The sequence below is a fragment of the Neobacillus terrae genome, assembly GCF_011393025.1.
Taxonomy (GTDB): Bacteria; Bacillota; Bacilli; order Bacillales; family Cytobacillaceae; genus Neobacillus_A; species Neobacillus_A terrae.
In genome coordinates this window covers 150,387-165,688 of sequence record NZ_JAAOEO010000010.1, presented here as the reverse complement: position 1 = coordinate 165,688, position 15,302 = coordinate 150,387, and the positions used below count along the sequence as shown (strand labels likewise).

At 36.8% G+C, this 15,302-nt stretch carries 13 protein-coding genes and 1 riboswitch; of the genes, 8 read left to right on the top strand and 5 right to left on the bottom strand.

Features of this window, described 5'->3' with window-relative positions; all coding sequences use genetic code 11:
• Window positions 1-91: 91 nt before the first annotated feature.
• The 5 genes from G8761_RS15895 to G8761_RS15875 form a co-directional block, all read right to left on the bottom strand.
• A complete protein-coding gene (locus G8761_RS15895; protein ID WP_166028370.1) occupies window positions 92-430 on the bottom strand; it encodes a L,D-transpeptidase in 339 nt (112 codons plus the stop codon).
• Between the two features lie 342 nt (window positions 431-772).
• Window positions 773-1,060 carry a hypothetical protein gene (locus G8761_RS15890; RefSeq protein ID WP_166028368.1) on the bottom strand — a complete coding sequence of 96 codons (288 nt, stop codon included), beginning with the start codon at window positions 1,058-1,060 and terminating at the stop codon, window positions 773-775.
• Window positions 1,061-1,619: 559 nt separating this feature from the next.
• A complete protein-coding gene (locus G8761_RS15885; protein WP_166028366.1) occupies window positions 1,620-1,967 on the bottom strand; it encodes a hypothetical protein in 348 nt (115 codons plus the stop codon).
• A gap of 315 nt (window positions 1,968-2,282) precedes the next feature.
• On the bottom strand, window positions 2,283-2,990 hold the full coding sequence (locus G8761_RS15880) for a hypothetical protein (protein WP_166028364.1): 708 nt from the start codon (window positions 2,988-2,990) through the stop codon (window positions 2,283-2,285).
• A 615-nt stretch (window positions 2,991-3,605) separates the two neighbouring features.
• A complete protein-coding gene (locus G8761_RS15875) occupies window positions 3,606-3,845 on the bottom strand; it encodes a YczF family membrane protein (RefSeq protein ID WP_166028362.1) in 240 nt (79 codons plus the stop codon).
• 200 nt (window positions 3,846-4,045) lie between these two features.
• Here G8761_RS15875 and G8761_RS15870 point away from each other — a divergent pair, with 200 nt between their 5' ends.
• The 8 genes from G8761_RS15870 (at window position 4,046) to G8761_RS15835 (ending at window position 15,236) form a co-directional block, all read left to right on the top strand.
• Entirely contained in the window at window positions 4,046-5,656 is a 1,611-nt protein-coding gene (locus G8761_RS15870; RefSeq protein ID WP_166028427.1) for a spore germination protein, read from the top strand.
• The gene (locus G8761_RS15865) at window positions 5,653-6,861 is read left to right on the top strand and encodes a Ger(x)C family spore germination protein (RefSeq protein WP_166028360.1); all 1,209 of its coding nucleotides are present in this window, start codon (window positions 5,653-5,655) and stop codon (window positions 6,859-6,861) included. Before G8761_RS15870 ends, G8761_RS15865 begins: the two co-directional genes overlap by 4 nt.
• Before the next feature lie 22 nt (window positions 6,862-6,883).
• Entirely contained in the window at window positions 6,884-8,032 is a 1,149-nt protein-coding gene (locus G8761_RS15860; protein WP_166028358.1) for a GerAB/ArcD/ProY family transporter, read from the top strand.
• Window positions 8,033-8,240: 208 nt separating this feature from the next.
• Window positions 8,241-8,378: riboswitch (cyclic di-AMP (ydaO/yuaA leader) on the top strand.
• Between the two features lie 153 nt (window positions 8,379-8,531).
• Window positions 8,532-10,358 (top strand): APC family permease, encoded by a 1,827-nt coding sequence (locus G8761_RS15855; protein WP_166028356.1) that lies wholly within the window; start codon window positions 8,532-8,534, stop codon window positions 10,356-10,358.
• Between the two features lie 128 nt (window positions 10,359-10,486).
• The gene (locus G8761_RS15850) at window positions 10,487-11,743 is read left to right on the top strand and encodes a DUF445 domain-containing protein (RefSeq protein ID WP_166028354.1); all 1,257 of its coding nucleotides are present in this window, start codon (window positions 10,487-10,489) and stop codon (window positions 11,741-11,743) included.
• Between the two features lie 280 nt (window positions 11,744-12,023).
• Window positions 12,024-12,428: a globin domain-containing protein gene (locus G8761_RS15845; protein ID WP_420800260.1), complete on the top strand. Its 405-nt coding sequence runs from the start codon at window positions 12,024-12,026 to the stop codon at window positions 12,426-12,428.
• Between the two features lie 301 nt (window positions 12,429-12,729).
• Window positions 12,730-13,938 carry a sensor histidine kinase gene (locus tag G8761_RS15840; protein ID WP_166028352.1) on the top strand — a complete coding sequence of 403 codons (1,209 nt, stop codon included), beginning with the start codon at window positions 12,730-12,732 and terminating at the stop codon, window positions 13,936-13,938.
• A 902-nt stretch (window positions 13,939-14,840) separates the two neighbouring features.
• Window positions 14,841-15,236, top strand: a complete 396-nt coding sequence (locus tag G8761_RS15835; protein WP_166028350.1) for a hypothetical protein — start codon at window positions 14,841-14,843, stop codon at window positions 15,234-15,236.
• The last annotated feature ends 66 nt before the right edge of the window (window positions 15,237-15,302 follow it).

The following is a 15,302-nucleotide window of genomic DNA, read 5'->3' as shown; positions in this document are numbered from 1 at the left end:
TTTCACTAAGGGCATGTAGTTCATTTAGAAAAACAAGGCTGCTGTTGCATGGGACGCAAAACTGTGCAGTTTAGAGGTGAGATTAAAAGAGTTATTTATGAATGATGACCCTCGTACCAATTGAAACTCTTGATGATAATTCTAAAACATCCTGATTAAACATTCTAATACAACCGTGAGAAACGCTTTTACCTATTGATGATGGATTGTTTGTACCATGTATTCCATAATGAGGTTTTGATAATCCCATCCATAAAACTCCAAAAACATGACCTGGAGGATTTGGCTGCTTATTTATTATTGTGTAAGTGCCATACGGGGTCCCAGTTAATATTTTGCCAGTAGCTATCGGATAGGATTTAATCAGTCTGTTTCCGTCATACAATCTTAAATGGTGTTTTGATGTTGATACGTCAATCCATCTCGCCAAGAAGATCAACTCCATTTTTTTAAATAATGTATGTAGTAACTCGAGCCTTTGTTAATTAAAAGGAATTAATTGAACAGTATTGTATGAGTATTTAATTAATTTAATGAATATATTAATAGGTTGGGATATATCTAATAGTAGAGAAGGTGCTTAGTTACCATCGGGTGCTTCGTTTGGTAAAAGAGTTGCTTTGGTTGCTCTTTTTTTGCTTATTAAGTTATGGAAAATAATCCTCATCTCAAATGGTAGTAGATACCGACTTAGTAATAGATTAAAGGAGGAAACACCCGATGGGTGTTCCCTAAAATTGTAAGGAGCTCGGTGATTGGCAACGGAAAAAAATTAATATCTTTTGTTTTTTCTTCGGTCTTTATCATTATCACAATTGCAATTTACAACAACAATTGGGTTACCGACATTTGTAAGTGTAACAGTATCCGTGTCATTTTGTGTCTGTGCTTGATTTTGCCTTTGAAGCTGTGCTTGCAATTGTGCTTGCAGTTGTGCTTGTAATTCCGCCTGTCGCTGGTTCTGCGATTGGAATACACGTTGAGTCTGTAACTGAGTTAGAAGTTGCTCTTGAAGAACTTCTTGAATTGCTCTGAGCCTTTCTCTGACTCTTTCATCCATAAGAATTCCACCTCCTTCTTATCAGTTAATAGCAATGTATGAGAAACATAAATTATTTGAAATGGACAAGCGTGGATTTTTAACAACAATGAAACAGACGTCTAAGTTCCACAATTTTAATCATGAAAAAAGGAACCCCTGAAGATTCCAATGAAAAAGGATGGTTGAAGGCATAAACGTGGAGTGCAGTCTCTTAAAGAATACAGCGTTTATTCAACTCAGAGAAATGGTAAGTAGCAGTTAGAGAGGAACCAAAGATATAAAAAGATATTTCGGTGTGCACTAGTCTATTCCAATAAAATTTTTTCCTGAATAACATAATTGAAAAGATACTTAGCAGATAGGGAGATTCACTTGGATTGCAATTACAAATTGACTTGGAGAAGGTGGTAGTGTAACCATGGGAATTTGTTTTTGGTCTCATACATCACAGTCCTACCATAGTGCGTCATTAGTTTCACTGCAGGACTTTTGTCAGCCCTAGAAAGACTCTTTTTGTTATGGAACTACCGGGGCAGGGTAGAGAAGTAAGCCTCTATTAAAGAGGCTGGGATTTTAGTCATGGTATTCTAATTGGTGTATGCATTTGATAAGAATCCCTATATGAACGATAAGATACCATGTTTTTATCCTGAGAAGATACATCTAACTGCAAAATTTTGGATGTATTGGTTTCTAAATAATACTTATTTCCTTGTGTTTCTAAATTATAGAAAGAATAAGTATTTCCAAGCATTTCTTTCTTGGTAACTTTTGTTTCTGGGTGATGTTGGATGAAATCAGCTAATTCTTGAACTGTTGTTGACTGAATGTCTGCGATATTAAATAATTTTTCCTTAATACTAGACTTTACTTTATTCAACGCAGTTTTGGTTTTATGTTTGACCTTGTTGGATTGTCCTGCCATAAATATCACTCCTCCTATAGAATGGTTGAGATTTATTATGCTTATTTCCAATCAGCAAACGAAGTAAACAATAAATGCTTTATTTTAAAACCATTAAAAAAACGGTCCATCAGAAAGATTTGGGTGACCTAATAAGGGGAAAAGCAGGTTAACATTCCTATAGATGGTTATTTTTCAACGTTGAAAAAAAGAGCTCCTCAGTAAGATATAGTAAGAAAAACACTACTAGACCTTCGGAGGAACCCTTATTATGAAGTTGAATTGTTGGTAGATACGGTTCTGAAATCCATCAAAATAGATTTCATTCACATGGACTTATTCTTCGTAACCCTGCATTGAGTCCATATGGCTAGCTATCATAGCAATGATCGTTGGTGCTTCTTCTTTTGTGAAGATAAAGTTTGATTCGTCTTTCATTAATTCATTATCCTCTGTCCACAAGCGATTTATTCGGCGGAGAACACCATCTCCTGTTTCCGGAACAAGGCCAAACTGGTAGGTAACTTCAACTTCATCTTCTTTTAGGAATGCTGTCACTTCAGGAGTTTCCCACTCAACATCAATTTCCTCAAGAATATCATCTTCATCAACTATTTCAGTCAGAAGGAGTTCTTCGTCATCGTACAATTCATCACTTTCGCCATCTTCGTAGGTGTCAAAATAAAGCGTGTCATCGTCGTCATCTGCATAAACAACATCCGATTGATCCTCATCCTCAACATAATCATGGAAACCTTCATGCACTGCATCGACAATATCATCTATATCTGAAAGAATGACTCTGGCAGGCTGTTCAAGTTCATCATCAATGGTTTCCGTATAGAATTCTTCATTTTGCGGATCAAAAAATAATGTATAAAAATATTCTCTTCCACCATCCTCGAAATCGACAAAAAACTCGATTCTTGGATGCTTTGATCCTCTCTCAACTGCCATTTGGCCTTCTTGATCGTACTTTTCACAAATGGATTCGAGGTGATCCTGTAATTCCCCAACCACTCGGTCAAACCATTCCATTGACATAAAAAATCACCCTTTCAGTAGATTCAGAATTAGTATGCCCGCTGGGTTAAAAAACCTTGTTACACAAATAAGTAATTACAGGAAAGGATTAGGGAAAACTTTGACTCAAAATATTCATTAAAACCAGCAGTTTTTCGACAGTAATCGAATTTTTTTAATATAATTTGTTCTTTTTTGCGCTTGCCTAGGAAATAATGATCAATTATAGAATACATTGTTCCACTGATGAATAGATGTGGTTGGATGGGTTCTAAATAGGTCTTTCAAGTGGAATTTAATGATGAAATACCACTGTAGGGGAAGGGAAACTGGTAAGTAATTTATTTGAAAAAATAAGATATAATTTAGAAGAACACTCGTGTGTAATCTTTAAAAGGCACCGTTTTGAGTGCTAATTTAATAAATAATAAATGAAATGATGGGTGAAATTTTAACTATAACCGGGATTATGGAGACTTAATTAAAAAGTCACCATCATCCCGGTTTTTCTATGTCAGGTTTTCAAATGAATAGAAATTCTCCCACTCCATTGCCAGAGGTGACAAAATGAAGTGCCCATAAAACAGTAATAGATTTGGCAGGGAATTAAGTTTATTCGTACGCACTTTCACATTCCTAACTCTTGGATGAATTGTCCTCATCCTTCTTTTTAAAAAAATATGTTTTTAAAAGATAGATACCTAAACTAATGATGAACAAAAATACCACAGCATATTCGGTAGGCTCCATTAAACGAAAAGGATTAGCAGCTTTCGCAAAAACTTCTAACAAGCTCGCTCCCATAATGAGATCCAAAGACATGATTAGCAGCAATAATGTACCTGCTAATAAAAAGGTGACTAAAAGTATTTTCATCTGTTTCACCTTCAGGAAGGAAATTACTCTTATTGTTCCTATTTCTCCATTTTGTTATTCCCCATCGTCTTATCCCATTTCACGCGCTTAATGCCGGCAACCTTAAGTCCATTTTTGAAAAATTGGATAAAACAAATCGAATTGGTTACTCTAACCAATACTGGTTAGGTGTATCATCTTCGAAAAGCGAGGCGGGAGTAATGTCATTTTTGTCTAGAATGTTTTCCAAACAACAAAAAAAGAGACAGGATGATAATATCCGTCAAGATCAAGATCCAGGTAAACCGGAAGATTTGCCAATCCTCCGGGATCATAAGGATAATATTAACCGAATAAAAGAAGAGCTGGGCAACAGTACAGATGTTGTTATTCGCGAATATACGCTCGGTACTCATAAGGGTGCAATCGTATATTTTGACGGACTGGCTGATAGTAAGGCAATTAGCGATTTTGTGCTGGAATCTATTAATGAAAACCACACAGAAGATGTTTTAAATGAACCCTTTAAATTTTTGCTTGAAAAAGCCGTTGCCCTTGGAGATATCAAAGTGGTAAGGGACTGGGGAAAAACATATCAATTGCTCTTATCTGGAGAGACAATTATTTTTTTAGATGGTTTTAATAAAGCAATCAGTGGCAGTACAAGAGGAGGAGAAAGACGGGCAATTTCTGAACCCACCACTCAACTATCTATACGCGGCCCAAAGGATGCCTTTACAGAATCGATTCGAACCAATACAGCATTAATTAGAAGACGGATAAAAAGTCCCAATTTGTGGCTTGAATCCATGAAAATTGGAAGGGTAACCCAAACAGATATAGGTATCATGTATATCAAAGGGATAGCAAATGAGAAAATCGTTGAGGAAATAAGGACCAGACTAAATCGTATCGATATGGATGCCATTGGCGGATCAGGTTATATTGAGCAATTAATTGAAGATCAAACATGGACTACCTTTCCAACTACTTACCATACAGAAAGGCCAGATGTAGTGGCATCGCAGCTGGTGGAAGGCAGGATTGCGATTATAGTGGATGGGACGCCGTTTGTTATTACCGCCCCAGCTCTGTTTATTCAGTTTTTCCAGGCACCGGATGATTATTATTTCCGCTTTGATATTTCAACCGGAATTCGGTTATTAAGAATTTTATCCTTTTTTTTAGCTTTAATCGGACCTGCTACATATGTTGCGGCAACCACTTTCCATCAGGAAATGATTCCGACGACAATGGCGATTGCCATTGCTGCACAAAGGGAAAATGTACCTTTTCCTGCTTTTGTAGAAGCTTTGATCATGGAAGTTGTTTTTGAAATTTTAAGGGAAGCAGGATTAAGGCTGCCAAGGGCGGTCGGCCAGGCTGTTTCGATAGTGGGGGCACTTGTAATCGGGCAGGCAGCCGTTCAGGCCGGTTTTGTGTCTCCTGTTATGGTCATTGTTGTTTCGATGACAGCGATAGCCAATTTTTCAACACCTTCCTTCGCAATGGCAATTTCTGCAAGATTGCTGCGCTTTGTGCTGATGGGAATTGCAACTTTTTTGGGCTTTTATGGTATTTCTCTGGGACTTATTTTTATGTTCCTCCATTTGTGTTCGCTGCGTTCGTTTGGGATACCATATATGTCACCATTAGCGCCTTTTAATATCCATAATCAGCAGGATGCTTTAATCCGCTTTCCTATATTTACGTTTACAGAGCGTCCGCATTTGATAAGCAAAGGAAATATAGTAAGAACGGGAACAAACCAAAAACCAGGGCCGCCAAAGAAAAGTGAGAATGATTCGGCAAAAAAAGGTGATCAGGAATGAAACGGACATGGAAAATTCTCTTAATGATCATATCTGCAGTTCCGTTTCTTGGGGGCTGCTGGAACCAAAAGGAACTAACGGATTTAGCTTTTGTGATGGCACTAGGAGTAGACAGAGGAGAGAATGGCCATGGTTACAAACTTACATTTCAAATAGTTAATCCAGGAAATGTAACTACTGGGCAAATGGGAGGTGGTGGCGGCCTACCCATTGCAGTATACAAAAGTTCCGGAGTTAATTTAACGGATGCCTCCAGAAATGCGACAAAGGAGGTTTCCAGACAGCTTTACTACGCTCATACAAATGTTGTAGTGATCAGTGAGAAACTGGCAAAAAAGGAGGGGATTTCTAATATATTGGATGCCCTCGACCGGGATCCGGTATTTAGGACGACTACCCAGATAATTATCGCCCGGGGAACAACGGCAGAAGAAATGTTGTCGACTCTTACCATTCTGGATAAATTGCCTGTCAATAATATCACCAAATCTCTTGATGTAACCGAAAATATGTTAGGAGAGAATACTAAGATAACAATTGATGACTTTATCAGTGGATTTGTAAGTAAAGGAAAACATCCCATAGCCAATGGATTTACCCTAGTGGGGAAAAAGAATAAGGGAAAGTATAAATCTAATATAGATTCGACTATCCCTGAGGTCATTATTAAAACAGATGGCCTGGCTATTTTTAAAAAGGGTAAACTGACAGGGTGGATTGATGGTAAAGAGGCCCGGGGGGCTGTATGGGTCCTGGATAAGGTCAAAGGAACAGATGTCAATATAGATTGGAATGGTAAAAACAATGCTATTAATTTAATTACCCTCAGATCCAAGACCAAGGTAACAGCGATTGTCAAAAACGATAAGCCTGTGATTACTGTATCTATTGAAAATGAAGGAAATGTCAGCCAGGCAGACTTGCCTATTAAATTGACTGATCCGGACGTCATTGGAAAAATTGAACGGAAAATGGAAAAGTCAATTCAGAAGGAAGTACTTGGTACCATTAAAGCTGCTCAAAAACAACGCAGTGATATTTTTGGTTTTGGTGATGTTATTCACCGTACCGACCCTAAATTATGGAAACAGCTTAGTAAAGATTGGGATAATCGGTTTGCCGATTTACAAGTCAATGTTAAGGTAGATTCCTATCTCCGCCGGAGTGGGATTCGGACAAATCCGTTTTCAGTTGATTTGAAATAATACCCTAAAAGGTGGAGCATAGATGGACACCATAAAGATCTCGTCGTTCCAATTGTTTGTCCTTGTATTTTTGTTTGAAATGGGCAGCGCGATTGTTGTCGGCATAGCTTCTGGTTTAAAACAAGATGCGTGGATAGCTGTACTGCTAGGGATGGCAGGAGGGCTTCTGCTTTTTCTTGTATATCATCGCCTGTTTAGCTATTACCCGGATTTACCCCTGACTGGATATGTACAAAAAATTACAGGAAAATTTATTGGAAGCATTCTGGGCTTTTTATATATCGTCTATTTTATTTATTGTGCGTCGAGGGTAACGCGTGATATCGGTGAATTATTGACGACAACGATTTATACAAATACACCACTTTTTATCATCAACACATTGATGATTCTTACCGTCATTTACGCCATCCATAAAGGCCTTGAAGTTTTGGCCCGGGTTGGGGAACTTTTATTTATGATGGTTTATTTAATGGCTTTTACTGGTTTCTTATTAGTTGTATTTTCCGGACTAATCCATTTAGAAAATCTTAAACCGATATTGGAAAATGGCATTATGCCGGTCATAAAGAAAACAATGGGTGAAACCATTACCTTTCCTTTTGGTGAAATGATTATCTTTACCATGATTCTTCCCCATTTAAATGAACCAAAAAAAGCAAAATTTGTGTGCCTTTCAGGGATGATTTTAAGCGGAATAAACATAATTATTACCACCATTATCAATATTGCTTCTCTAGGGACAGACCTAATAATTCGTTCTCCCTTCCCTTTGCTAAGTACGATTTCTAAAATAGAGCTTATGAATTTTATCGAAAGACTGGATGTGTTTTTTATGCTCTACCTGGTGATAGGGGGATTTTTCAAAATAACTCTCTACTTTTATGCCGCAGTGCTAGGAGCAACTGAATTATTTAAATTTAAGAATCCAGGCAAGCTAAGCTTCCCCGTTGGGTTCATAGTTTTATTTGCCTCTCTTACAATTGCTTCAAACTATGCAGAACATATAAAGGAAGGATTGAAGATCGTTCCAATCTACTTGCATTGGCCCTTTCAAATCATCATTCCAATGATGCTGCTCGTTATAGCATTTTTTCGCAACAGAAAGAAAAAGCAGAAAACAAACAGCGACCAAACTTCGAAATCAGAAATGAGCCCTGCAAATCAGTGAACCGGGTTAGGAAGGGCAAGAAAGTACATTCCATCTAGCTAAGTCGATTTGTTTCCTTAAACCTTACCAACTCTAAGAAGCTTAATTTTTGTTAAAATGTTTTTCTTTCTTAGTAAGTACTTTTTACTAAACATGGAATCAGTCTTTTCCTTTCCACTTATTCATTTACAAATGGAAATGATAGGAGTATTATCAAAATCAGTTTCATATTTCTAATTCGCTTAATCCTTATGGAGCGGGGGACCCGTGATTGTGGTTTCCACTGGGGTGAATCCTTAAACAGGAAGGGCTACTCTTATGGCCCGAACCCGACAGCTAACCTCGTAAGCGTAACAGGAGAGGAAGTGAAAACTGGTGAGACGAGGAAACTTAGTCCACTGGGCAACTTACTATGCCTGGAGGGCTTTTTTATTTCAAAAATAATAAAACTTGTCTCTGATTGTTTTTAAAAAAACAGGGAATTATACAAAAGAAAAAAATTTTATGGGGGCGGAATTGATTGTTTAATGCGCTAAAAAGGTTTTTGATTGGAAGACCTTTAAAATCACATGAATTAGGGGAACAAAAATTAAATAAAGTAAAGGCATTGGCTATTCTTTCATCTGACGCCCTTTCGTCAGTGGCTTATGGCCCAGAGCAGATTCTTCTTGTCCTGGTTTCGATAAGTGCTATCGCGTTTTGGTATTCAATTCCTATAGCGATAGGGGTTTTATTTCTATTATTAGCGTTAATCCTGTCATACCGGCAAATTATCTATGCCTATCCGCATGGCGGAGGAGCCTATGTTGTTTCTAAGGAGAACCTTGGTGAAAATCCTGGATTAATAGCAGGCGGTTCATTGTTGGTTGATTATATTTTAACCGTGGCTGTAAGTGTGTCAGCTGGTACCGATGCTATTACTTCGGCTTTTCCATCATTGCATCCATACAACGTCTTGATTGCCATTATATTAGTCATATTCATTACCATCTTAAATCTAAGAGGGATAACTGAATCGGCGTCTGTTTTAGCTTATCCGGTTTATTTATTTGTCCTGGCCCTTGTTATTTTAATCATTGTTGGTATTTATCACATTGTAACTGGAGCCGTACCAGCAGATGCACATTCACCGATTGGAACGCCTGTTGCTGGTATCACTTTATTTTTACTACTTAGAGCATTTGCATCGGGTTGTTCTGCTTTAACGGGTGTAGAAGCCATTTCGAACGCGATTCCTAACTTTAAAGATCCGGCACCTAAAAATGCAGCGAAAACCTTGATGGCAATGGGATTCATTCTTGCAGTACTGTTTACTGGTATCGTATATTTAGCGTATTACTACGGAATTGTCCCTCAGGAAAAAGAAACAGTGGTTTCCCAAATAACAGCTAAGACATTTGGCCGTAATTATATGTATTACTTTATCCAAGCTACAACCGCCATGATCCTGGTTCTGGCAGCAAACACTGGTTATTCTGCTTTTCCTTTGCTGGCTGTTAATTTGGCAAAAGATAAGTATATAGCCAGGATGTTTACTATAAGAGGGGATCGGCTGGGTTATTCTAATGGAATCATCTTCCTCGCTGTTATGGCCATCATTTTGATTATTGTATTTAAAGGCCGGACAGAACAATTGATTCCTCTTTATGCAGTAGGGGTATTTATTCCTTTTACTCTTTCTCAGACAGGTATGCTCGTAAAATGGGTCCGGGAAAAACCGCAGGGATGGTTAGTAAAATTAATCATCAACTTTGTTGGGGCCTTGATCAGTTTTCTGGTCATGATGATCTTTTTTATTACTAAGTTTGGGCAGGTATGGTCTGTCCTGATTTTTCTTCCGTTAATCGTTCTGCTATTTCACGCAATCAAAAAACATTATAATGCAGTCGGAGAACAGCTAAGCTTAAGCAATAATGAGCCAATACCGCCAATCGAAGGAAATGTCATGATTGTCCCGGTTGCGGGTATTACTCATGTGGTTGAAAACTCATTAGTTTATGCGAAGTCGCTGGGAACGGTTCAATTAATTGCTGTATATGTAGCCTTTGACCGTGAAACTGAAGCGGAATTTGAAAAGAAGTGGAAAAAGTGGCAGCCCGATGTACGATTGGTCACATTACATTCACACTATAGGAGTATCGTTCAGCCGCTGACGAAATTTATCGATACTGTGGAACATAAAGCAGCTGAATATAATCACCGTGTTACCGTCTTAATTCCGCAGTTTATACCGAAAAAAGGCTGGCAAAATTTTCTCCATAATCAGTCCAGTCTGTTAATAAGGGGCTTTTTGCTCTACCGCAGGAATGTTATAGTAACAACCGTACCGTATCATTTGAAAAAATAAAGCATGAACCCTAGCCAATCAGAATTTCTGATTGGTCTTTTTAAAACTTTTGATACAAGTTATTTTAAAAAAGTGTTATAACAATGGTATTATGGTTAAGTAAATTTAATGAATATCCGAGGGATTCTATGGCAAAACAACACAAAAAATCAAAGTACTTCGCAAAAATTTCACTGGCCATTATGGCCGTTGGCTTTCTCGCCACCATACCATTTCAAGATTCTCTTATTGGCCGTTTATTGCAAGGCGGATTTGAAGCCGGCCTAGTGGGAGGACTTGCCGATTGGTTCGCCGTCACAGCTCTATTCCGGCATCCACTTGGTATTCCTATACCACACACGGCATTGCTTCCAAAGAATCGTGATCGAATGATTGGCGCACTCATTAACATGCTTGAAAATGACTGGCTGACAAAAGAAAGTATCCAGGGGAAAATCAAGCAGATTAAGATTGCCGAGAAAGTATTTAGCATCGCAGAAAAACAAATAGAAACTGATTTGATTAAAAAGTGGATTAGACGTCTGTTACTCCAGGCAATTGGCTTAGTTAATATAGAAAAAATGGCTGTTTTTCTTGAAAAAGAGTTAAAGGAATATCTAAGCCGTTTAGATGTAATCACTCTGCTTCAAAAACTTATTCAGGAAGCCTTAGACAGAAAACTAGATTCAAAAGCATTAGACTACGTTCTTGTTGAGACTGAAAAGTGGATAAGTGATGAAGAAACAAAGTTTAAAATCGGTAAGATGGCGAAACAGCTGCTGGATAACACGCAAGCTGATGGTTTCTTAAAAATGGCGATCAGCACCTTTAGCAATATGCTGAACGAGGAAAAACTAGGCAACATGCTTCAGCCGTTTTTTCTAGAAAGAATTCTTCTCCTGCAAAAGGAGGATAATCCTTACAGGCATTTAATCCTCAATCGAATTCGCAGAGAGCTTAGAAACTTTGAAGAGAAAAAAGAGCTTGTCAATGATATAAACAATTGGAAGGAAACACTGCTTCACAATTGGAGCCCAGCAAAGCAAATAGGAGCTATTTTAACACAGCTGCAAAACAAATTGATCAGCATTATAGAACAAGATGAATTTGTAGATCAGTACGTTCTTTCCTTTGTAAGAAAGTTTATTAATGAAATAAGAGAAGTACCAGAAAAAATGGATTCTGTTGAAACATGGATTCAAAATCAAATTTTCCTTTTGATTGACGCAAACCATGCTAAGATTGGACAACTTGTAAAAGAAAATCTTGATAAACTCGATAATGAAACACTTATCGATATGCTGGAAAATAACGTAGGGAAGGATCTCCAATGGATCCGTGTAAATGGAGCCATTTGCGGATTTTTTATTGGGGTAATCCTGACTGTTATTAAGTTTTTTGTCTAAGACAATAAAAATGACGTGTGAACTCACACGTCATTTTTTATCTACTTTATCGTTAAATCCTGTCAGGCAGTGGATGAATCCTTTTCTAATGCAAAAAGCAAAAGGTCCTTTTTTACAGCCTTCTAACAAGACGATCAATAATAATACTGCAAATCCATTCCAACAATATAACCCTTTTAATTTCACTTTATATTTTATAACAGATACATATTTCTATTGGTGTGATATAAATCACTATTAGTGACATGATATAGCTATATAATAAAAGGAAAAATTAAGTGTGGTGATTACAGTGGAATATCAATTTAGAGAACTTTACACCGAAATTGGGGGACAGGAGACGATCGAAAAGCTTGTGGATGCTTTTTATCCAAGAGTATATAAGGATCCAAATCTGGCACCACTGTTTGTAGGAGATATGGAAGAAATTAAGAGGAAGCAGAGATTGTTTCTGCCACAATTTTTAGGAGGGCCCGCACTTTACAGTCAGGAATTTGGCCCGCCAGCGATGAGACATCGGCATATGCCATTTGAAGTTACACCGAAAAGAGCACAGAGCTGGCTGCGCTGCATGAAGGAAGCCTTCAAAGAAATAGGTTTATGGGATGAACCTGCTGGACAGGCTTTTTATGAAAGGCTTACCCAAGTGGCAGGAATTATGGTCAATAGCCCGGATAGAGAATAGGAATCCTCCCCTAATAAGTGGGAGGATTTTTTCTTTTGATAGCATTATTGGATAAGGTTTCTACTAACAAAAGAAGTAGGTTCCACCTATATGAAAAGCAAGATTAAATAATCTTGAAAATTAAAAGTAGTTTTAAAGTAATAGGAAACATATTTTATGGGAAGCTTGTAATAATATGAGAATAAAGAGATAATATGGGTATCTTATCCTAAAATATTTTTATTGGATTAAAAAAATACATATAGAGGTTGCTACGAGAAAGAATAAACTAATACAAAGACTAAGATCAAAAGGTGTATATATGAAAGAATTTTATATTAATATCAATCTGAAATTATATTATAGTTCTATACTTATAATTATTATCCTAATGTCAATGGGGTTATTCATTGGTAATCCACGAATGGGGGAACTTGGGGTAGGATACTCTTGGCATATTGTCCTTTTTGTTGTCCTATCTGCCTGTTTAGTGCTCTATCCGAGATTTGAAACACAAATTTTTAGAATGATCATTATATTAGTAGCCTCGTCTTATTTCTATTTAATTTTCTTTTTATATCCTGAAACATGGTCAACGTTTATTTTTTTATGTTTTATTCCGGCTATTTCCATTTTCTTTTTTGATTCCAAGCTATTTTATTTTTCTTTAATCCTCAACAGTCTATCAATAACAGCAGCATTTAGTTATATTATTTTTATTGACCAAGGAAAAATATTCCCACAAATAAAAATAGATCTTCTAGGTAATATTGCTAATTTTGTAGGAAGTCAAATCATCTTATATCTTATTTTTTATTTATCATCGATAAGAATACAAAAACTGAAAACTTATTATGAACAAATACAGCATCAGGAGCGTTTGAAAACGACTGGGCAGCTGGCAGCTGCAGTTGCACACGAAATTAGAAATCCACTGACGGTAGTTCAAGGTTTTTTGCAGCTGTATACGGAAGATGTTTCCTTTAATCCTGATGTAAAAAGAAATTTTTCTTTGATGATGGAAGAGTTGAAAACAGCAGAACATGTTATTTCACATTTTTTGACTTTTGCAAAACCGGATAATGAAAAGAAGCTTAATACCATAGATGTAAAAGACGTTCTCCAAAATGTTACAGACATACTCTATTCCTACGGGCTATTACATGACAATAAAATTGAGGTAAATGTCCTAGAAGATTGCTATGTGGTGGCAAATATTATTGAGTTTAAACAGTTAATCACAAATCTTGTAAAGAACGCAGTCGAGGCTTCTAAAATAGGGGAAACTGTGTTTGTCCAGGCTGAAAAGATAAAGGATTATGTCGAGATCAGAATAATAGATTCTGGAAGAGGAATGTCAGAATTAGAAGTTAAGTCGCTTGGTACCCCCTTTTATACACTTAAAAGTAAAGGGACAGGATTGGGTTTGATGATTTGTTATCAAATAGTAGAGAAATACCACGGGACGATTCACTTTCAAAGTATATTGGATGAAGGAACAACCGTTATATTAAGGTTTCCAAACCCTTAACAAGGTAAAGTCAGCAATAAGTCTACTTGCTGTTGGATGAAAAATCCTTTAATGAATTATGGAATGTACCTGTGTTAGCCTTTTTAATGAAGGGCTAACGCAGGTTGAAGGTATTATGGTAAAAAGTCCGGATAGAGAATAGGAATCCTCGCGCTAATAAGCGCGAGGATATTTTGATGTAAAGTAGTGTTAGAAATATTAATTCCTATTTTACTTATGCTCTAATAGAAAGGCGGAAACTGGTGATTCAAGGATACTGCTCTATCCGTCCATTGAACGGAAATTATGGAAAAAAAATCTGGATATTTTTCCTGATGCCATGTTTACTCAAATCAAAAAACTCTATAAAGCAAGCCTTTTTGGATATCTTGTTCCCAATACGATTTTGGAAACTGTTTTCTCCTGCGCGTTTTTTGTTCGTTTGGCTGGTCATCTTTAATACTGGTTTTATTAATCCTTCCTTTTACTAGTTTCCTTCATTGGAAGAGGGGCGAATGGAGAATAGATGAGGAATACCTTTAGCACACAGGCATAAAAAATATCCAGGTATTCATTAGAATTTTTAAACGGAACAAAATCCAGCGCCTCGAAACAGGGCAGTATATTTGGCAACAAAAAAGAAGGATCATGAACTTTAGCTTTTTTCCTTTTTCCATTAAAGTAACAGAAAAATATAAAGCAGTCGGATACAAGGAGAACTTTTCTTATCTGAGATATTTACAGAAAAAGAAAAAGAATTAAGGCTGGTATTCTAAGGAGTCTAGAAATAGTATAAATCAACGCTGTACAGCACTAGCCAAACAGCGTTTTTTTATTTTAATAAAAAAAAGAGGTTATTACTATAAAAATTTAGAATATAGTATCTAGTCCGTATGGCTATTTAGAATACACGGAGGTGTACCATGAATACGACACAAGCAAAGGCGATTAAAAAGGCAAGGACCTGTTATGATCATTTTGCCGGAGAGTTCGGTGTGGCTTTGACACAAGCCTTAGTTAACAAGTCTATTTTAATAGAAGGTGAGCAGGATTTCCTTGTAACAGAAACCGGTCTTCTTTTGTTAAAAAATTTTGGTATTAATATGGATGAAGTAAGAAGGAGTAAACGTTCTTTTTCAAGAAAATGCCTGGATGGGACAGAAAAGAAATATCATCTTGGCGGTGCACTTGGAAAAGCAATTGTCCATAAACTTTATGAGCTGGAATGGGTGGAACCGTTGAAGGAAAGCAGAGCAGTAAACGTAACACCACTCGGGAAATTCAAATTAAAATATTTTTTTAATCTTATCTTAAATTAGTTTACATAACAATATTATGTAAACTAATTGAATTCAACCAGAAGGTTTACATAATTGAAAGGGGTA